This is a genomic window from Methanococcoides mangrovi, from assembly GCF_052057775.1.
Classification (GTDB): domain Archaea; phylum Halobacteriota; class Methanosarcinia; order Methanosarcinales; family Methanosarcinaceae; genus Methanococcoides.
Genome location: NZ_CP195121.1, coordinates 82,987 through 100,232, shown reverse-complemented (window position 1 = coordinate 100,232; position 17,246 = coordinate 82,987). Strand labels below are relative to the sequence as shown.

At 45.1% G+C, this 17,246-nt stretch carries 22 protein-coding genes; 10 read left to right on the top strand and 12 right to left on the bottom strand.

Annotated elements, in window-relative coordinates; translation table 11 throughout:
* Positions 1-177 precede the first annotated feature (177 nt).
* Positions 178-744, top strand: a complete 567-nt coding sequence (locus ACR3I3_RS00570; protein WP_440952650.1) for a hypothetical protein — start codon at positions 178-180, stop codon at positions 742-744.
* Positions 745-805: 61 nt separating this feature from the next.
* A complete protein-coding gene (locus ACR3I3_RS00565; RefSeq protein ID WP_440952649.1) occupies positions 806-1,204 on the top strand; it encodes a hypothetical protein in 399 nt (132 codons plus the stop codon).
* Between the two features lie 91 nt (positions 1,205-1,295).
* Here the strand turns inward: ACR3I3_RS00565 and ACR3I3_RS00560 are convergent, their stop codons facing one another.
* A complete protein-coding gene (locus ACR3I3_RS00560; protein WP_440952648.1) occupies positions 1,296-1,985 on the bottom strand; it encodes a hypothetical protein in 690 nt (229 codons plus the stop codon).
* Positions 1,986-2,059: 74 nt separating this feature from the next.
* Positions 2,060-2,386: a DUF1801 domain-containing protein gene (locus tag ACR3I3_RS00555; protein ID WP_440952647.1), complete on the bottom strand. Its 327-nt coding sequence runs from the start codon at positions 2,384-2,386 to the stop codon at positions 2,060-2,062.
* Between the two features lie 192 nt (positions 2,387-2,578).
* Here ACR3I3_RS00555 and ACR3I3_RS00550 point away from each other — a divergent pair, with 192 nt between their 5' ends.
* The gene (locus ACR3I3_RS00550) at positions 2,579-2,746 is read left to right on the top strand and encodes a hypothetical protein (protein ID WP_440952646.1); all 168 of its coding nucleotides are present in this window, start codon (positions 2,579-2,581) and stop codon (positions 2,744-2,746) included.
* 226 nt (positions 2,747-2,972) lie between these two features.
* Positions 2,973-3,140, top strand: coding sequence for a hypothetical protein (locus ACR3I3_RS00545; protein ID WP_440952645.1), 168 nt, complete (start codon positions 2,973-2,975; stop codon positions 3,138-3,140).
* Between the two features lie 91 nt (positions 3,141-3,231).
* Here the strand turns inward: ACR3I3_RS00545 and msrA are convergent, their stop codons facing one another.
* Together msrA and msrB are read right to left on the bottom strand one after the other, a co-directional pair.
* On the bottom strand, positions 3,232-3,690 hold the full coding sequence (gene msrA / locus ACR3I3_RS00540; RefSeq protein WP_440953712.1) for a peptide-methionine (S)-S-oxide reductase MsrA: 459 nt from the start codon (positions 3,688-3,690) through the stop codon (positions 3,232-3,234).
* 31 nt (positions 3,691-3,721) lie between these two features.
* Entirely contained in the window at positions 3,722-4,120 is a 399-nt protein-coding gene (gene msrB / locus ACR3I3_RS00535) for a peptide-methionine (R)-S-oxide reductase MsrB (RefSeq protein WP_440952644.1), read from the bottom strand.
* A 133-nt stretch (positions 4,121-4,253) separates the two neighbouring features.
* Here msrB and ACR3I3_RS00530 point away from each other — a divergent pair, with 133 nt between their 5' ends.
* The 3 genes from ACR3I3_RS00530 to ACR3I3_RS00520 all read left to right on the top strand — a co-directional run bounded on the left by ACR3I3_RS00530 (position 4,254) and on the right by ACR3I3_RS00520 (position 6,170).
* Positions 4,254-4,589: a Rieske (2Fe-2S) protein gene (locus ACR3I3_RS00530; RefSeq protein ID WP_440952643.1), complete on the top strand. Its 336-nt coding sequence runs from the start codon at positions 4,254-4,256 to the stop codon at positions 4,587-4,589.
* Between the two features lie 145 nt (positions 4,590-4,734).
* Positions 4,735-5,148 carry a hypothetical protein gene (locus ACR3I3_RS00525; protein ID WP_440952642.1) on the top strand — a complete coding sequence of 138 codons (414 nt, stop codon included), beginning with the start codon at positions 4,735-4,737 and terminating at the stop codon, positions 5,146-5,148.
* Positions 5,149-5,258: 110 nt separating this feature from the next.
* A complete protein-coding gene (locus ACR3I3_RS00520) occupies positions 5,259-6,170 on the top strand; it encodes a mechanosensitive ion channel family protein (RefSeq protein ID WP_440952641.1) in 912 nt (303 codons plus the stop codon).
* A 7-nt stretch (positions 6,171-6,177) separates the two neighbouring features.
* Here the strand turns inward: ACR3I3_RS00520 and ACR3I3_RS00515 are convergent, their stop codons facing one another.
* The gene (locus tag ACR3I3_RS00515) at positions 6,178-6,807 is read right to left on the bottom strand and encodes a class I SAM-dependent methyltransferase (RefSeq protein WP_440952640.1); all 630 of its coding nucleotides are present in this window, start codon (positions 6,805-6,807) and stop codon (positions 6,178-6,180) included.
* Between the two features lie 166 nt (positions 6,808-6,973).
* Here ACR3I3_RS00515 and ACR3I3_RS00510 point away from each other — a divergent pair, with 166 nt between their 5' ends.
* The 3 genes from ACR3I3_RS00510 to ACR3I3_RS00500 are packed head-to-tail and all read left to right on the top strand — an operon-like array spanning position 6,974 to position 9,766.
* Positions 6,974-7,705, top strand: coding sequence for a fumarylacetoacetate hydrolase family protein (locus tag ACR3I3_RS00510; RefSeq protein WP_440952639.1), 732 nt, complete (start codon positions 6,974-6,976; stop codon positions 7,703-7,705).
* On the top strand, positions 7,705-8,004 hold the full coding sequence (locus ACR3I3_RS00505; protein ID WP_440952638.1) for a hypothetical protein: 300 nt from the start codon (positions 7,705-7,707) through the stop codon (positions 8,002-8,004). The genes ACR3I3_RS00510 and ACR3I3_RS00505 overlap by 1 nt, the downstream gene beginning before the upstream one ends.
* Positions 8,005-8,056: 52 nt before the next feature.
* Positions 8,057-9,766 carry a glutamate--tRNA ligase gene (locus ACR3I3_RS00500; protein ID WP_440952637.1) on the top strand — a complete coding sequence of 570 codons (1,710 nt, stop codon included), beginning with the start codon at positions 8,057-8,059 and terminating at the stop codon, positions 9,764-9,766.
* A gap of 245 nt (positions 9,767-10,011) precedes the next feature.
* Here ACR3I3_RS00500 and ACR3I3_RS00495 read toward each other — a convergent pair whose 3' ends face one another.
* From ACR3I3_RS00495 to glmM, 7 genes are all read right to left on the bottom strand, one after another.
* Positions 10,012-10,665, bottom strand: a complete 654-nt coding sequence (locus ACR3I3_RS00495; protein WP_440952636.1) for a 30S ribosomal protein S3ae — start codon at positions 10,663-10,665, stop codon at positions 10,012-10,014.
* Positions 10,666-10,834: 169 nt separating this feature from the next.
* Positions 10,835-12,343: a serine--tRNA ligase gene (locus tag ACR3I3_RS00490; protein WP_440952635.1), complete on the bottom strand. Its 1,509-nt coding sequence runs from the start codon at positions 12,341-12,343 to the stop codon at positions 10,835-10,837.
* 231 nt (positions 12,344-12,574) lie between these two features.
* Entirely contained in the window at positions 12,575-13,123 is a 549-nt protein-coding gene (locus ACR3I3_RS00485) for a uracil-DNA glycosylase (RefSeq protein WP_440952634.1), read from the bottom strand.
* Complete coding sequence (locus tag ACR3I3_RS00480; protein WP_440952633.1) at positions 13,113-13,358, bottom strand: KEOPS complex subunit Pcc1; 246 nt, start codon at positions 13,356-13,358, stop codon at positions 13,113-13,115. Before ACR3I3_RS00480 ends, ACR3I3_RS00485 begins: the two co-directional genes overlap by 11 nt.
* A 10-nt stretch (positions 13,359-13,368) precedes the next feature.
* Positions 13,369-14,682 carry a DHH family phosphoesterase gene (locus tag ACR3I3_RS00475; RefSeq protein WP_440952632.1) on the bottom strand — a complete coding sequence of 438 codons (1,314 nt, stop codon included), beginning with the start codon at positions 14,680-14,682 and terminating at the stop codon, positions 13,369-13,371.
* Between the two features lie 61 nt (positions 14,683-14,743).
* The gene (gene glmU, locus ACR3I3_RS00470; protein ID WP_440952631.1) at positions 14,744-15,934 is read right to left on the bottom strand and encodes a bifunctional sugar-1-phosphate nucleotidylyltransferase/acetyltransferase; all 1,191 of its coding nucleotides are present in this window, start codon (positions 15,932-15,934) and stop codon (positions 14,744-14,746) included.
* Entirely contained in the window at positions 15,931-17,232 is a 1,302-nt protein-coding gene (gene glmM, locus ACR3I3_RS00465; RefSeq protein ID WP_440952630.1) for a phosphoglucosamine mutase, read from the bottom strand. Before glmM ends, glmU begins: the two co-directional genes overlap by 4 nt.
* Between the last annotated feature and the right edge of the window lie 14 nt (positions 17,233-17,246).

Here is a 17,246-nt window from a genome sequence, read left to right as displayed (position 1 = left end):
ATTCAATCAATTATATTTTATAAATTGGTTTGAGGATGAATTTTTGTGGCTGAAATTGTACCTTTGTCTGGATGGTACTTTTCTTCTATGATCATATCTGCTATTAGTGGACACCTCCTTTAAATAGGGCAAATTTAAAATCCTATCACTTGCTAAATAATAATTGGGGTGTAATATATGAAATCAAGAGTAATGATCTCAATGTTGCTTGTGGCTGTGCTTTTCATGGTACCTGCAAGTGCGGACCTTTTTGATGATATGAATGCTGCAGTTCCCGAATACAATGAGAAAATTGGTGAGGTCCCCGGAACCCTGAGGGGAATACTTGCGGATCAGCATGTAGTTCTTGCTGTTTACATGAACAATGCTGAAGATGAAACTACAGGAGGGCCTGAATTTGATGTTACTCTCAGCTCCGGTCCATTTGTAACTGAAAGCGGTGTCACCATGAAGGCGGTAACTATCACAGATTCTGATGCTTCTGCGGTAGATTTCGGCAGGTGGGGCGAACTTGATGAGAGTTATGTCTGGAATGGTGTTGAGTTTACTGAAACCATCATTGTCACCACGAATGAGGATACTGCAAGGGCAATTCTTGATTCCGAATCTCCTGGAGATACATTCAGGCAGGCATATGATGATGGGCTTATCATCATTGAAGCTTCTGAAGATGCAAGTATGGGAACAAAGATCTCTCTTGCAATCATGCCTATCGTGATGAATATCTATGCTCTGATCGGTTAATTCCGATCACTTATTTTAATTAATAGGCAAATTTTTATTTTTAGCAACTAAACTTCTAACTATGGCTCCCAATCTTTATCTCTACTCCCTTGCTGTCTGGGTGCTGCTCGTATTCCTTGCAATAATTAATGGAATATCAAGAGGTCTTTACGTACCTTATACCGGTGAACTTCTTGCCCATCAGATGAGCTCGGTGATTTTCAGCACGGTCATATTTGTTGTAACCTATGCTTTCTTGAAATATTCTGGAGTTTCCGGTACATCAGTTCAGTTCATTTATGTCGGGTTGATGTGGGTGTCCCTTACAGTATCCTTTGAGTTCCTCTTCGGGCATTTTGTTGTAGGTCATTCATGGGATCGCCTGCTGCACGATTACAATCTCCTCGAAGGGCGCATCTGGTTGCTTGTGCTTATTGTGACAGCAATATCCCCTTGGCTTGCCAACAGGCTGCTTTCCTGAGGTCAGGTTGAAGCTCATTTAGTGGAATACGATCTTTCTTTTGTTATTGTGCCTGCAGATATTCTTTAAAAAGACCTCAATTACTGATTGATCAGTAGTAGAGCATCGGCCAGATCACATGCCATATGCTGTAGTCGGCAAGTCGCCAGATAACCGGGGCAAGGAACCCGTACTTTTTGAAAAGGGTGGTCGGGATAAGGTTTCCTGCAAAGATGAATGTGAACAGGCCTGCTGCGAAGAATGCACTTGTAAGCATTCCCATTTGCTGCATTCCTGTTATCTGCATGACAGGTTCCCACAGGCTTGCAAGGATGGCAACTGCTATGAATACCTGGTTCTGTTTTTCTCCTTTTAACAAAAGGGTTGATATTAGCCATGTAAGAGTTACTACAGGGATGAGGTGGTATAGTATTTCAAGGAATATTCCACCACTTACGTAAACTGGGATCGAGAAAGGGAATTGCACGTGGATATTCGGCAATTGAAGGGCAAGGCCGACAAGTATCTCTATTATGGAAAAACCGATTCCCAGAAGGATCGGTATCACAAATCTCTGTTTGTTCGTGACGTCTTTATCCCATATCTCAGGAAAGCCTGCTTTTGGAGCAAGTTTTATGCAAACAGATCCGAGAACGGCTACCACAAGGATGGCTGACCATGTAGCTGTCCATTGCTGGACGATGGGATGGGTTACATCAAAGTATTCCCATGTGGCTTTCCCAAGCAGCATCAATATGATCAGGCCTATGAATGTGCTGTCAGATCTGCTCAACTTATCCATAGTAGAAATTTAGACTGATCTTTTACATAAACATATCTTTTATATTTTCAATGATTGATCCTTCATGGATTATTTCATTCTTTCCTGACAACCTTCAGTAGCTCTACTATCCTGTCTTTGTTTATTTCTTCAGGGGAAAATATCTTTATGTGCTTCATTAATTTCCCTGTTCCATCAAAGAGTCCTTTCTCTTCTTCTGACAGACCTTTAATAGAAAAACCCATGTTCACGTGGTCTTTGAGACCAACGAGGTAGTATTTTCCTTCATACCAGGGTACTCCCATCTTGAACTCCTCCTTGATATCGGGGTATGTTTTGAGGATAATATTTCTTAATTTCTCGATGATCTCTTTCTGTGGTGATCTTTGCTTTTTGATATATTCCTGTACTTCACTGTTCATTTTCCCCGCCTCCCTGCGTTTACAGCATTTTCTATCATGATATTGGTCTGTGGGGTATATATCTGGTTTTGCAATTTCGATCAACAGAAATGTTTATAAATGATTAATAGTTATAGATATGTGCAATGATTAATCGTGATATATAATCATTGTTCATACGACAATTTAACAAAAGACTGGAGGACAGATCAAATGGACACACAATACAAAAGTTCCATGATGGACGACGAAGACAACATCCTTGAATGGACAACTGGCGGACTTAACATTGATGGCAACGGAGCATTCATTGCCACACTTTCAGTATCCATTGCCCTTGCAGCCTTCCTCAGGCTTTCATCTTATGTCAACCTCTTCTGAGGTCCTGAACATTCCCGTGTTCCGGAAGTAGCATGGTCTGATCGGTTCATCCGATCATTCTCATCTACTTCAAAACCTCCTTTGTTCTCACAAAGGATTATGATAGAAACACTTATAAACGATTAATCGTTATAGATGTATTAGATGATTAATCGTGACAATTAATCATGCAACACCCAAACATTAACTCTAAACAATAAAACACTAAGATCGGAGGAAAGAATAAATGGACACATACTACGAAGGTTCCATGATGGACGATGAAGACAACATCCTTGAATGGACGACTGGCGGACTTAACATTGATGGCAACAGCGCATTCATTGCCACACTTACAGTGTCCATTGCAATGATCGCCTTCCTCAGGCTTTCATCTTATGTCAACCTCTTTTGAAGTAAGGGAGCATTCCATTTTCGGAAACTCCTTTATTTCATCGGCTTTTCATTATTCTCCATTTTCTTTTCGCGATGATCGCTTTTTGTGATCATCGTGATCTCAGCTTCTCGAAATATTTCTGGTGATATTCTTCTGCAGGATAAAATTCCGTAGCCTGAACTATTTCGGTCTTTATACTATTGACGTACTGCTTGCTTTCTTCCTGCCTTTTCTTTGAGTTCATGGCAGCTTCTTTTTGTTTTTCATCATGATAGAATATTGCAGACCTGTACTGAGTACCGATGTCCGGTCCCTGTTTGTTCAATGTTGTAGGATCATGTATATCCCAGAAGACTTCCAGCAGTTCTTCATAGGAAACGATATCAGGGTCAAAAAGGATCTCTATGGATTCGGCATGTCCGGTCTTACCTGTAGCAACATCATAGTATCCGGGTTTTTCCATTGAACCGCCGGTATAACCGACCTTTGTTGACACTACTCCCCTTACTCTGCTGAAGTTCTCTTCCACTCCCCAGAAGCATCCGGCTGCAAATGTGGCCTTTTCCAGCATTTGATTCACCATCTCTCTTATATCTGGTTTATTCTTTATCCTCGAATTGCATGGCAGCTGAATTTATGCAATAGCGTTTACCCGTTGGTTTTGGGCCGTCATCAAAAACATGTCCCAGGTGACTGCCGCAACTGCCGCAGAGAACTTCTATCCTGTGCATGAAATGGCTGTTATCATCTACAAGTTCTATACTATCGCTGGAGATCACATCGTAAAAACTTGGCCAGCCGGATTGTGAATCGAACTTCTTGTCCGATGCGAATATCTCTTGCCCGCAGGCTGCACAGTTGTATGTTCCTTTTTCCTTGTTCGCCAGGAGCTTTCCTGTGAACGGCATTTCTGTTCTCTTTTCCCTTAGAATAGCATACTGCTCAGGTGTCAGTATCTTTTTCCACTCTTCTTCGGATCTTTCGATCTTCTTTACCATGCAAATACCCCCACAAAAAATAATGTATAAAAATTACCTCTTGGAGATAAGTACTTTGTGCAGGTACCTTTATCATAATTATTGGGGAATGTTCTTATATGACCGCCTCAAATAATTAGTGGGGTGATTTACAATGGCAGAATATGTGGAACTATGTGGCACAGATGATGTGCCTGAAGGGGAGATGAGGAGTTTCACCAAGGGGGACAATGAGGTCCTTGTGGTCAACCTGAAAGGCGAGTTCTATGCTCTCGATGCCATCTGCAACCATATGGGAGGGAAGCTTGTCAAAGGAAGGCTGAAAGACAACCTTGTGATCTGTCCTGTCCACAGGTGCCGCTATGATGTAACTTCCGGAAAAGTAAAACGCGGTGCAGGTTTCCTTGTCGAGACCTTTTCAGGTAAATGCGGTGACCAGAAAGCATACGATATTAAGGTTGAGGATGGGAAGGTCTACGTAAAGATCTAAGCTATGTTATAGTCCGGAATGTTTCGGACAATCACTGACAAATATTCGTACACTTATTTCCAGATCTGCCATGAATGGTTGAATGATTCTGATGGTTGTATTCTCTCCGTAAATCCTTATATGGGGTAGAACCTATCATGTATTCATGGCACTTCTTATCATATTAGGGTCTCTAGCAATATTGTTGCTCGTTATTGGTCTTCTCCTCAACATAGGTGTAAAGAAAGACAATGATGGTCAGGGACATGTAACGTATCCAAAAGGTTATTGGCTTGTACGGGGAATTGCCCTTGGTATTCTTTTAGGAGTTCCATTGGGTATTGTTCTTGGTATCGCTACCGGGAACATCGGGCTTGGTATTGCCCTTGGTCCTGCAATGGGTCTGGCCCTTGGAAGTGCAATAGGTTCTGTACTTGAAAGGAAGCACAAGGAGAACCTTCGACCTCTGACCGAGGAAGAAAAAAGGGCTCAGAGGATACTTGTGGTATTTACCATCAGTTTGCTTGTCCTTGGTGTTACGGCACTTTTCACTATGTTCTATCTGTTTGGAATGATGTAAGCGTCTCTTCAAAATGTGGTGCCAGGAGGTGTTTTCTTTATGTAAAGCCGCTTCTTGCTACTCCTGGCGATAGTCAAATATGTATATTACATCTGCCATAATTATGTCCTATGGCGATTACGGATATGATCCCTTCCTGGCTCTCATGGGATGTTGCTGTTGTTTCGTTTGCGATCTTTGTCTTCATATTGACATTTGTGCTTGCGAAACTGACAGATCGGTTGTTAAAGGCATATTTTGTACTGGCGAGCAAGAAGATGAACATCGATGAGACCACTTACGGTCTCGTAAGGCGTATCATAGTGGCAATGGTCTATTTCTCCGGTTTCATTGTTATTGTTTTCAGTATTCCGAGTCTTCGCGATCTTTCCATAGCCCTTTTTGCAGGAGCAGGATTTGCAGGTATCGTCATCGGTATGGCTGCACAGAACACTCTTTCCAACATAATTGCAGGGGTTGCCCTTGCGACCTTCAGACCATTTCGTGTTGGGGACCTTCTGACCATTCATGGTGAGTATGGTCGTGTGACAGACATTACCCTCGGTTACACAAAGATCAGGACATGGGACAACAGGAGACTGAACATTCCGAATCATATCATCAGTGACGAAGCTATCATTAACTGGTCCATTGATGATCCCACAGTCAACTGGACCATTGTGATTGGTATAAGCTATGATTCAGATATAGATCTTGCACGCAGGCTTATGATCGCTGAGGCCCGCAAGCACCCCGAGGTCATGGACTATGAAGAACTTTCGCGCTATCATCCGGACAAAAAGCCAGGCGATGAGGTCTCTGTACTGGTTACAGAGCTTGCAGATTTCTCTGTGAACATGAAACTGTATATTTGGGTACGTGACCGCTCAGTTGCATTTGATACCGGGTGTGAACTGAAAGAAGCCATCAAAAAGAGTTTCGATGCCAATGGTGTGGAGATCCCATTCCCATACAGGACCATCGTTTACAAGAAGGATCTTGAGGCAGTAGAACACGATTCGCTATCCGGGTCTGAACTCTGACCCTCTCTTATTTTTCCTTTTTGAAGATCTGAAACCTGATGTATGATTTCAGGTAGTCTTCCTTCTCCAGTGTCATAGAGTTCTCACTGCAGATGTCCACGTACGTATTGTTCCAGTTATCATCATTGGTCTTGAACATAAAGAACGGTAGCATCATGACGCTGGTTAGTGAGAACCTTGGTTTTGCACAGTCTATGATCACAAAATGACCGCCTTTTACCAGTACTCTGGAAGCTTCCTTTATTGCAGATCTCCTTACCTCGGCGTTCGTTTCACAGAAGGCTACGCTTGTGACCACCATATCAAAGGTCTCATCCTTGAAAGGAAGTTCATCCATTGTTCCTTTGTAAAGCGAGATCTCATCTGCTATTTGTTTTGTCTTTGAATGGGCGTATTCAAGCTGATTTTTTGAGAGGTCTATGCCAAAGACCTTCCCGGTGTGTTCCATCCTTTCTTCGATCTCAATGTCAAGGGAAGCTGTGCCGCATCCAAGATCAAGCACTTTCATACCTTTCTCAATTGGCATTTCATCTGCTGCCTTTTCATAGAATGAATGGCCAAATCCCAGCAATGTTGCAAAAATATCGTAGTTCTTCCCCCCGTATATGGTCCCGAATTCGTTCCCCTTCGTACTCATCCAATAAAATATTGGCTGTCATATTTTATATATTTATTTTATATGTGCTATCTTTTCATTTCAATTGTTCGTCCCCCTCATTTTCCAGTCCTTGTGAGGATGTTTGATAAATAATTTATAGTACAATTCTGTTCTTAACTACAATCAGAACAGAGAATGTGCAATTATGATAGGTCGATTCAAACACGGTGATGATACTTTCTATGGAAGTGTAAGCGGTGAACTGGTTACATCCATGGACCATGAGGGAAGGACCTTTGAGCTATCCGAGCTTACGGTACTTCCGCCTGCAACTCCTTCAAAGATAATCTGCATTGGCCTGAACTATGTTGACCATGCTATTGAACTTGATATGGAGATCCCTGCAGAGCCTGTGATATTCATGAAACCTTCTTCTGCCGTTATCGGTTCGGGTGATCGGATAGTCTATCCTTCAATGAGCCAGCGTGTTGATTATGAGGCAGAGTTGGCCGTTGTCATTGGAAAGAGGTGCAGGAACATCAGCGCTGAGAACGCAATGGATGTTATCGCAGGATATACATGTTTCAATGATGTCACAGCCCGTGACCTTCAGCAAAAGGATGGCCAGTGGACCCGTTCCAAGAGCTTTGATACATTTGCTCCTCTTGGGCCTTTCATTGTCCCGAAAGAGGATCTTGACCCTTCCGATGTTGTTGTCAGCAGCCTTGTGAACGGTGAGGTCAGGCAAAGTTCGAGCACATCTAATCTGATATTTGATATTCCGCATCTGATCGAGTTCATATCCGGTATCATGACCCTTGAGATCGGTGATGTGATCGCCACAGGCACTCCGCCTGGAGTTGGTGGGCTGGAACGGGGGGACATTGTGGAAGTGAAGATCGAAAGAATAGGTACTTTGAGGAATGAGGTAGTATAATGCTATTTGACCAGATCAACAGGGAACTCGAACTTACTGAAAGACATCTGATCGTTCTCCAGAAGGTCATTGAAAAAGGACCCATTGGGATATTGAAGCTTGCCGAAGAGACCGGGATGCCAACCCATAAGGTCCGGTATTCTTTGCGTGTGCTGGAACAGGAACATCTTATTAAGCCTTCCTCACATGGTGCAATGGCAGGTGACATGGCAGAAGAGTTCGTCGAAAATTTCAATGAAGATCTGGGTATAATCCTTGAAAAGGTGAACCATATCAGTGATCTGGGCGACCGTCTCTGATATTCATTTGTTTTTAAATTAATGATATTATTTTTCCTGAGAGTGAATTCAAATGACCCTGAGTGATGAAGATAAGGTAACTATAGAGAAATTTGCGCTTCAAAACGCTGTTAAATACGGAAAGACCCCTCAGCTTGGAGCTGTTATGGGGCGTGTAATGGGCTCATGCCCTCACCTGCGCCCTCTTGCAAAGGATGTTGGTCCTATGATCCAGCACATCCTTGATGAGGTCTCAAAAGAGACTCCTGAAGAATGGCAGTCCCGCCTTGAGACGCTGGCACCGGAGCTTATAGAGGAATTAAATACCAAAAAGGAGCCGGATAAAGGTCTCAAACCTCTCGATGTAAAGGAGGGTGAGACTGTTGTCATGCGTTTTGCTCCAAACCCTAATGGTCCCGCAACACTGGGGAGTACACGCGGAATTGTGATCAACTCTGAGTATGTCAAGATGTATGGTGGTAAGTTCATCATTCGTTTTGATGATACGGACCCTCAGACAAAGCGCCCTATGCTGGAAGCATATGACTGGTACATTGAGGACTGCACATGGCTTGATGCAAAACCGGATGAGGTCGTAATTGCATCAGACCGGATGGGGATCTATTATGATTATGCAAGAAAGCTCATTGAGATGGGCCATGCATATATCTGCTTCTGTGACGGTGGTGATTTCAAGAAGTTCAAGGATGCAAAAGAGGCATGCCCACACCGCGACCAGGGCCCTGATGTAAATCTTGAACACTGGGATAAGATGCTTGCCGGTGAATATGAGGAGAAGAGCGCTGTTGTGAGGATAAAGACCGATATCAAGCATAAGGATCCTGCACTTCGTGATTTTGGTGCTTTCAGGATCGTCAAGATGCCACATCCACGTCCTGAGGTGGACGACAAATATGTGGTCTGGCCTTTGCTCGACTTTGAGGGTGCTATTGAGGACCATGAACTTGGCATGACCCACATCATCAGGGGTAAGGATCTGATGGACAGTGAGAAACGCCAGGGATATATCTATGATTATCTTGGCTGGGAATATCCAAAGACAACTCACTGGGGCCGCATCAAGATGCATGAGTTCGGTAAGTTCAGCACAAGCGGACTCCGAAAGGCAATAGAGGAAGGGGAGTATTCCGGATGGGATGATCCTCGTCTCCCAACACTGCGTGCAATGCGCAGGCGTGGTATCAGGCCGGAAGCTATCCGCAAGTTCATGATCGACATGGGTGTGGGTGAGACGGATATCAGCATCAGTATGGATACCCTTTATGCAGAGAACAGGAAGATCATTGATCCTATCGCTAACAGATACTTCTTTGTATGGGATCCTGTGGAGCTTGAGATAGAGAATGCGGAAAGCTGTGTCGTGGAGCCTTCACTGCATCCGACCGAAGAGAGGGGATCCCGCAGTATAGATGTCGGATCAAAGATCTTTGTTTGCAATGATGATGTTGAGTCTGTGAAGGAAGGTGATATGATCCGTCTGAAGGATCTCTATAACATCGAGATAACTTCAGTAAGTCCTCTGAAATGCCGTTGCATCGGTGATTCCATGGAAGATGCCAAAAGCAAGAAGATGCGCATAATCCACTGGGCACCGGAGGATAATATCAATGTTAAAGTGCTGGCACCACACGGTGAGTTCACAGGTGTTGGTGAGAAACAGGTTGTTGAAGAGCTCAACAATGTTGTCCAGTTCGAGAGATTTGGTTTCTGCAGGATCGATTCTGTGGATGATGGCGTTGTTGCATACTTCACTCATAAGTGAAGTGTAGAGTTTGCATCGAAACCTTTAACCATGGCTGGTTCACCAGCCACTTCTCTTTTTGATTTGTGTTTTGAACTTGATACGGGGCAGTTAGATGAAACTATGATCTTTTCCGGAATTAATGCATATCTGCAATGTTAGCTAAAGCTAATTGAAAATTAATTTTAGAATTCAATGTTAATGGTCAATATTAAAAAAAGATGTTAACGGTGACCAGTGTGGGGTCACCATTATGATTTAATGATTTACTCTTCTGCTGTAGGTGCTTCTACAGCTGCTGGTGCTTCTTCAACTACTGGAGTTACTGCACGTGCTGCAGGGAATGACTGGACTTCGGTCTTCCTGATCTCTACTCTTCTGAGTGGGTAGATGGATTTTGCCTTCCTGTAGATGTTTGCGGAAAGCTTGCCGACAATAGCTTCTTCCACGAACTGCTCGAAGTCGAGTTCAGCTGCGCGTGTTGCTACTGTTTCGTTCATGACGTCTCTGAGAGCCTTGATCTGGCTTGTCTTTGCCCTCTTGACTGTGAAACAGATAGGTTTGACCCTGATCTTGTAACCGTCCTTTGTCTTGACATTAAGGTTTGTATCGATCCTGGAAGTCTGGCGCTTTACGATGGAGCGCAGGTAGTCGGTTGTGATCTCGTGACCGATGAACCTTGTGTTTGCGATGTCGCCGGTTACGTTGTTGATCTCAAGTTTAAGTTTGATGTTGTGTTTTGAGAAATCATTGGTGAGTTCACCTACAGTGGTCTCAACAATACGACCCACCATTTTCTCCGGTTCGTCGGATGGGGTCACACCGATCTGGTTGCTACCAATGAACTTTGGTGCCTCGATGGTATACCACTGTTTTGATTTCCATTTATCCAGCTTCCTTTGTACTCTCTTTTTTGCCAAGCAATTCCTCCTTATTATTGTGATGGTTGTTTTGATCGATGCCTCGATCGAATTAAGTTCTGATGTTCGTGATTCTTACTGTTATAATTCCCGTGTGAATGGTTATTAATAGCGGACCAATAGTGTTCATGTCCATATATAAAGAAATCGGTACGATAAAAAAGGAATATCAGAGGAAACGTATTCCCTCCGGAATTTCACCCGCTCTCTTCCTGAATTCCTCTGGCCAGTTATCAGGGTCCAGTCCCTTCTGTGCGAAGAATGCTGATGCCCAGCGCTCAAGTCCCACACCTGAACAGCCTGACCAGAGTTCCTCGCCCGACTGGCACTTCACATTGAATCCTGACGGATACTTGTTACCGTTAATACTGACGTTCTGGAATTCGAGCCATTCGCCGTCTTCGCCTCTGTAGGGCAGTGGTGCTTCATAGTCGGTCGTTCCTGCTTCGCCCTGTTCGGAGAGTCCGGTAAGACCTTCCTGTGCCATGAACCATGGGGTTACCCATGCCTTTCTCCACTCAAGGTCAAGGATCTCATTGAAGATGTGCATATATCTCTCATGAAGCTCTTTTGCAGTCTCAATGACCTGTTCTTTGGTACCGAGCCACACAATCTCTATGCGGTGGAACTCGTCCACACGCTCCATTCCGTGGATACCTCCGCTTTCGTAGCGGTGTGATGTGCCTGACCTGTCAAATACCTTTATCGGGAAGTCCTCGGTAGGGATTGTCTCTCCCTGAACGTACACCCAGAAAGGTGGGCACTGTGCATAGCAAAGTCCGCCGATAGGTTCTCCTATCTTCTCTTTGATAAGTGCTGTTGGGACCTCATGTGTGACCTTGTAGTGGTCGATAACCTCTTCCCAGTACTCCGGGTCTCTTGTCTTTGGAGGGCAGACATAGTATATCTCGGGGTAGACACCCTTAGCGTGTCCTGACTTCTGCCAGACCTCCCACGGGACAAGTTTCGGGAAGATCATCTCCCTGTATCCAAGAGGTTCAAGGAGCTCTTCGAGAACGATCCTCTCGAAAGTCCTGAACATCCTTGTTGACTGGGGGCCATGGATCCACTGTCCGCGGCTTGCTCCACGCTTGATCCATCCTTCTTTCATCATTTCCTGTGTAGGATCTCCGAAGAACTTGTGCTCCTTCTTTTCACTTTCCCAGAGGACCTGCCAGTGTTCTGCCTTGCCACCGTAATCCTTTGCCTTTACCTTCTCTTCCATGAGGGTAAGTATCCTGTCCGGGATACGGTTCTCAAGTTCGGACTCGCCGACATCAAGCTCAAGGACTATTCCACCATCAACATTCCTGATGCTGCTCACATGAGGGATTCTGATGTTATCAAGTTCCTCTTCTGCAGGCATTTCTATTGTGAACTCTTTCACGTCGATACCGCGAATACCGATGTGGAACTCTTTTCCGAGCTTTCCTGCCAGGGGTTTCCTGAGACGGATCATTGCATCGTGTGCCCTGACGAACCTTCCGGACTCTATAGAGACCTCGATGCTGTTATCAACAATACTCCATTCTGTGATCTTTGCACCCTGTCCTTCCGGTGCTCCCTTTGTAAGGGTGGTATCATTTGCCTCTTCGAAATATTGGGCAATAACATCTTTTGCACCGGCAGGGTCGGTGCTTGTCTTGAATGCTCCTTTCAGGTTGAATTTAAGTTCCATACGTTATTCCTCTTGAAACCGGCCGTTATTGGATCAACTGGCTCTTATGTTCCATTTGTGGTCATGATCAATTAATTACATTTGTTGCTAAAGCAAACAGTTATGAAATAGGCTCCAGATTTAATAAATTTTCCAACAAAAAAAGTTTGTGGGTATGATCAGGAAGACCTTTTAATATTGTTCCTTATCCTGTCTTCTATCATTCGCTTAACAATTTAGACCTGAAAAAATTCATGAGAACAAATGTCTGTTCTCATCAAGGAATCGGTGCTGTTCCTCTGTGCGGGACCTTGTATAGATCAGTGCAGCGGGGTGGAATATCTTAAGCACCTTTCTTCCTTCGAATTCCTCAACAGCTCCCCATTCCATCTTCTGTCCGTTAAGGAATGCCTTTTCGGCAGTGTTCCCAAGAAGGATTATCAATCTGGGGTCAAGCAGTTCTATCTGTCTTTTCAGGAATGGTTTGCAGGCTTCGAGCTCTTTCCTGTTCGGGTTGCGGTTCTTCGGAGGCCTGCACTTGATGGTATTGATCACTGCCCAATCACTTTCTTCAAGCCCTGAATAATCGATAAGTTCGTCAAGTATCTTTCCTGCACGTCCGCAAAAAGGCACTCCTGTCTCATCCTCGTTCTTTCCCGGGGCCTCCCCTATAAAAAGGACCTTTGGTCTGTCCGAACCTTTACGGACGACCTTATTGATAATTGTCTCAGAAAGAGGGCAGGCCTTACATTCGAAGATGTGCTCCTCAACATCTTCAAGAGTCTTCCACTCAGAGGTCATTTTCATCCTCGACTTCACTTATGATATCTTCAGCTATCTTTGCGTTCATGAGAAGGTCATCTACTGTGGCTATCATGGATGAGATCTTCTCCGTTCGAATGGTTATGATGGCCTGTTCTTCACTGATCTCTGTTTCCATGTTGGTCAGGTTGTCCGGTTTAAGTGAAAGTGCAACCTTCTTTGCAACATCGGGCGCATCCGGGCTGTTGAACTTGATAGTCGTAGATATCTTCATAATTCTCACATCAGTTCAGCTGTTCTCCGACAATGTCGTCGACAAGTGAAATAAAATCTTCCGTTCTGTCCAGTGGAATGGATGCGCCGGAAGCAATGCTGTGTCCGCCTCCGTCCCCTCCCACAGATGATGCGGCAGTTCGCAGTGCATAGGCAAGGTCAAGTCCCCTGGCCACCAGTTCACGTGTGCCTCTTCCGGAGATCTTGATGATCCCCTCTACCTCATTAACGGCAATGAAGGGCATATCTGGATGAACATACCTTATGATAGTACTTGCTACCATTCCTGTGGATTCGAGGTCCTTGCCACTCAGGTAGTAGATGTTCTTGGCCTTTTTCAGCATTTCCTCTGCTTTTTTGATATCGGCAATGATGGCCTTCTGGCTTTTGAGTGTGATCTCCTGTGCTTCTTCAAGTGTGGAATCATCTTTCATGCAAAGGGCAACTGCAAGTCCGGGAACTTCCTGTTTTCCACAGGTGTTCATGATGGCTACCAGATCGTAGACGTTCCTTACAACCTCTTTGTTCAGGATATATACGTCCCCTATAGCTGCTTCAATAGCTTCGGGACTTGCATTCTTCGTAAGCTTCAGTGCGATGGTGGAAGTGAGCTTCTGCAGTTGTTCTGCACTGAGGGAATCAATATCGCCGCTTATGTCAAGCATTTCCAGAAATGTATCTATCTTCTCACGGTCGCCTGTAATGTCTAGATAAGGTTCCGGAGTGTTCTCCAGGATGTCGGCAATATCTCCGCTGCCAACTTTCAGTCCCTTTTTGACTGATACGACACCTGCCTCGACCGCCTCGTTCAGTATGATCCTGTTCGCGGTCTCAAATAATTGTTTATCTCCCACTGCACCTGCAATAGCCAGCCCTGCAAGGTCGACATTTTCCTCATTCAGGCTCTTTGCTACAAGATATGTCGTCGTGGCTGCACACAGGTGTACTGCTCCGTCGATCCCTGCCATATGTGGGTTTATCATTGCTTTGGCAGGCGAATCTCCCACCGGTTTATGGTGATCGATCACGATCACATCATTTTCGACCTTTTCAATGATCTCCGGTTGTCCGCTTCCCATATCACAGAATATTACAACATCGCCATCTGATGCTGTCTCATTAACAAGTTCGGCAACACTGTCATCCAGACGGCCAACGATCGTCAGGTGGTATGGTATTCCTTTCCTGAGCAATGCCTGGCAGATGATGGCTGCTGAGGATATTCCGTCCGCATCATTATGTGAGATAACTCTTGCATGCTTGTATTCTTCAATGATTCCGGCTATCTGCTTCGCAAGTTCTACCATTTTTTGCATTTCTATCAATCAGATCACCTGTATAATTGTAGGTGGTGTTGTAATGTAGTCGTAATGTTGATGTATCGTTTCACCTGACTACCTCTCCGGGCCCTGTAAAGCTCCCACTTTCCATGACCGTGCCGACATTTATGCTGCTATTGATGCCTGTGTGGACATCATCACCCATGATCACACCAAGTTTCCGTCTTCCGGAATCGGTCCTCTTTCCCTTGATGTTTACCTTTATGTTCTTTCCATCATGTCTGAGGTTAGCAACTTTTGTTCCGGCACCGAAATTGCACTTGCGTCCTATAATACTATCTCCTATATATGTAAGGTGTCCGATCTTCGTATCATCCATGATTATGCTGTTCTTCACTTCAACAGCATTTCCGATATGAACATTATTTCCAATAGATGTTGATGGACGTATGAAGCAATTTGGTCCGATATCACAGTCCTTACCAATGACCACGGGCCCGATTATGTACGCACCGTTGCGTATGAGTGTCCCTTCACCTACGCTCACATCACCTATGAGGGTGGCATTGGGTTCTACAAGTCCGGATATCTCAGGTCTTATCTCCTCTAAGAGGACCTTGTTGGCATCGAGAAGGTCCCAGGGTCTCCCGACATCGATCCATTCATCCTCCAGTAGCTCATAACCGACATTGTCACTGCTGTCTATAAGCATCTGCAGCGTATCGGTTATCTCGTATTCTCTCCTTGGTGATAACGGGGTTCTTTCTATTAGTTCAAAGATCTCTTCCCCGAAAAGGTAAATACCGGCATTGGCAAGATCGGTTGGTGGATTCTCGGGTTTCTCTATTATTTTCGAGACCTTATCCCCTTCAGTTTCAATTACTCCGAACTCCGATGGATTCTCAACTTTCTTGACCGTTATGACTGCATCATTCAGTCTTCCAGCCATTTTTTTGATATGGTCCGGGCTGACAAGCACGTCCCCGTTAAGTACGATGAAACTGCCTTCTACATGTCCTTTCGCACAGCCGATGGCATTGGCTGTACCAAGCTGTTCTTCCTGATGGACATGCTCGATAGGGACTCCCCATTTCTCACCGCTGCCGAAGTACTCTTTGATCGTCTCCTCACGGTAGCCTGTGATGAATACAAAACCTTCAATACCGGCTTCTATCGCAGCATCCACGATGTGCTCGAGTATGGGCTTGTTGCCTATTGGCAGCATTACCTTTGGGAGTGATGATGTCAGTGGCCTCATCCGGGTGCCTTCCCCGGCGGCAAGTATTACGGCTTTCATGCAAGACCTCTTTTGACGATGTTTTCCACCATCTCGTAGAGCTCGTCCACACCTTCCCTTGCCTCGGCGGTGATGCGTATCTTTGGCTCTGTTCCGGATGGTCTTACAAGTACCCATCCTTTTTCCATTTCCACCCGTATTCCATCTATATCCGTGACATCTCCGGAAGATCCAAGCTCAGAACTCACCAGCTCCATTACAGCTTTCTTCTTCTCATTGTCGCATTTGACGGTCCCGCGACGCGTTGGGTAGTGTGGAAGTTCGTCCTTAAGCTCTGAAAGTGTCCTGTCCTGGATCAGTTCCATGACCTTTGCAGCTGCGTATATGCCGTCCGGGCAGTAGGATATCTCGGGGAAGATCCAGCTTCCTGATGGTTCACCTCCAAAATCGGCCTTTGATCTCTTGATCTCTTCAGCAACATAGACATCACCTACCCTTGTACGTATGATAGTTGAACCCGGGAGAGAATCATCTACCATCATTGAAGTATCCACAGGGACCACCAGTTTTGCATCGCTTCTGCATTCATGCCTGGCAAACATTGCAAGCATCTCATCGCCGGTGATGAACTCTCCGTTCTCATCCACCGTCATCATCCTGTCCGCATCCCCGTCCTGTGCGATGCCAATGTCAGCTTCAAATTCCTTCACTGCTTTTTTTAGCAATGTAAGATTTGCATCGTTCGGTTCCGGATTCCTGGCAGGGAAATGCCCGTCAGGCTGTGAGTTCAATGTGATGACCTCGCAACCGATCTCACGCAGGACGTATGGGGTGATGGTACTTCCTGCACCGGACCCGCAGTCGATGACAACCCGTCGGGATGATCTTTTAACATTCCTGACGATCATCGCTTTGTGCTGGATGATGGCATTGCTATCTTCAGTGGGACTTCCGATCAGATCCCATCTGACGGGTTCGAAAGATCCTTCCTCGATAATTCTTTCGATCTCTTCCTGCTGGGTTGAATCAAATGCCATGCCGTCAGGGTTCCACAATTTAATTCCTACGTATTCAGAAGGGTTGTGGGATGCGGTTATCATAACCCCGCAGTCATAGTTCCTGGAAGCATAGGCTAATGTCGGTGTGCTTACCATTCCGATCTGAACGACATCACAACCTGCTGAAAGGAGGCCGGATATGACCGCATGCTCTATCATTTCCGCCGCAACTCGCGGGTCACGGCCGATGACTGCAGTCCTTTTTGACTTTCCGAGTGCAAGTCCGACCTTCAGTGCAAGGTCTACAGTGACGTCCTTGTTAGCAATACCTCTTATACCGGACGATCCGAATAATTTCATTTTATAACTCCGTA

What these genes read in the sequence shown, in the direction of transcription:
- ACR3I3_RS00570 (WP_440952650.1), top strand. Translation starts at nt 178, where the DNA reads ATGAAATCAAGAGTAATGATCTCAATGTTGCTTGTGGCTGTGCTTTTC.
- ACR3I3_RS00565 (WP_440952649.1), top strand. Translation starts at nt 806, where the DNA reads ATGGCTCCCAATCTTTATCTCTACTCCCTTGCTGTCTGGGTGCTGCTC.
- ACR3I3_RS00560 (WP_440952648.1), bottom strand. Translation starts at nt 1,985, where the DNA reads ATGGATAAGTTGAGCAGATCTGACAGCACATTCATAGGCCTGATCATA.
- ACR3I3_RS00555 (WP_440952647.1), bottom strand. Translation starts at nt 2,386, where the DNA reads ATGAACAGTGAAGTACAGGAATATATCAAAAAGCAAAGATCACCACAG.
- ACR3I3_RS00550 (WP_440952646.1), top strand. Translation starts at nt 2,579, where the DNA reads ATGGACACACAATACAAAAGTTCCATGATGGACGACGAAGACAACATC.
- ACR3I3_RS00545 (WP_440952645.1), top strand. Translation starts at nt 2,973, where the DNA reads ATGGACACATACTACGAAGGTTCCATGATGGACGATGAAGACAACATC.
- msrB (WP_440952644.1), bottom strand. Translation starts at nt 4,120, where the DNA reads ATGGTAAAGAAGATCGAAAGATCCGAAGAAGAGTGGAAAAAGATACTG.
- ACR3I3_RS00530 (WP_440952643.1), top strand. Translation starts at nt 4,254, where the DNA reads ATGGCAGAATATGTGGAACTATGTGGCACAGATGATGTGCCTGAAGGG.
- ACR3I3_RS00525 (WP_440952642.1), top strand. Translation starts at nt 4,735, where the DNA reads ATGGCACTTCTTATCATATTAGGGTCTCTAGCAATATTGTTGCTCGTT.
- ACR3I3_RS00520 (WP_440952641.1), top strand. Translation starts at nt 5,259, where the DNA reads ATGGCGATTACGGATATGATCCCTTCCTGGCTCTCATGGGATGTTGCT.
- ACR3I3_RS00515 (WP_440952640.1), bottom strand. Translation starts at nt 6,807, where the DNA reads ATGAGTACGAAGGGGAACGAATTCGGGACCATATACGGGGGGAAGAAC.
- ACR3I3_RS00510 (WP_440952639.1), top strand. Translation starts at nt 6,974, where the DNA reads ATGATAGGTCGATTCAAACACGGTGATGATACTTTCTATGGAAGTGTA.
- ACR3I3_RS00505 (WP_440952638.1), top strand. Translation starts at nt 7,705, where the DNA reads ATGCTATTTGACCAGATCAACAGGGAACTCGAACTTACTGAAAGACAT.
- ACR3I3_RS00500 (WP_440952637.1), top strand. Translation starts at nt 8,057, where the DNA reads ATGACCCTGAGTGATGAAGATAAGGTAACTATAGAGAAATTTGCGCTT.
- ACR3I3_RS00490 (WP_440952635.1), bottom strand. Translation starts at nt 12,343, where the DNA reads ATGGAACTTAAATTCAACCTGAAAGGAGCATTCAAGACAAGCACCGAC.
- ACR3I3_RS00485 (WP_440952634.1), bottom strand. Translation starts at nt 13,123, where the DNA reads ATGACCTCTGAGTGGAAGACTCTTGAAGATGTTGAGGAGCACATCTTC.
- ACR3I3_RS00480 (WP_440952633.1), bottom strand. Translation starts at nt 13,358, where the DNA reads ATGAAGATATCTACGACTATCAAGTTCAACAGCCCGGATGCGCCCGAT.
- glmU (WP_440952631.1), bottom strand. Translation starts at nt 15,934, where the DNA reads ATGAAAGCCGTAATACTTGCCGCCGGGGAAGGCACCCGGATGAGGCCA.
- glmM (WP_440952630.1), bottom strand. Translation starts at nt 17,232, where the DNA reads ATGAAATTATTCGGATCGTCCGGTATAAGAGGTATTGCTAACAAGGAC.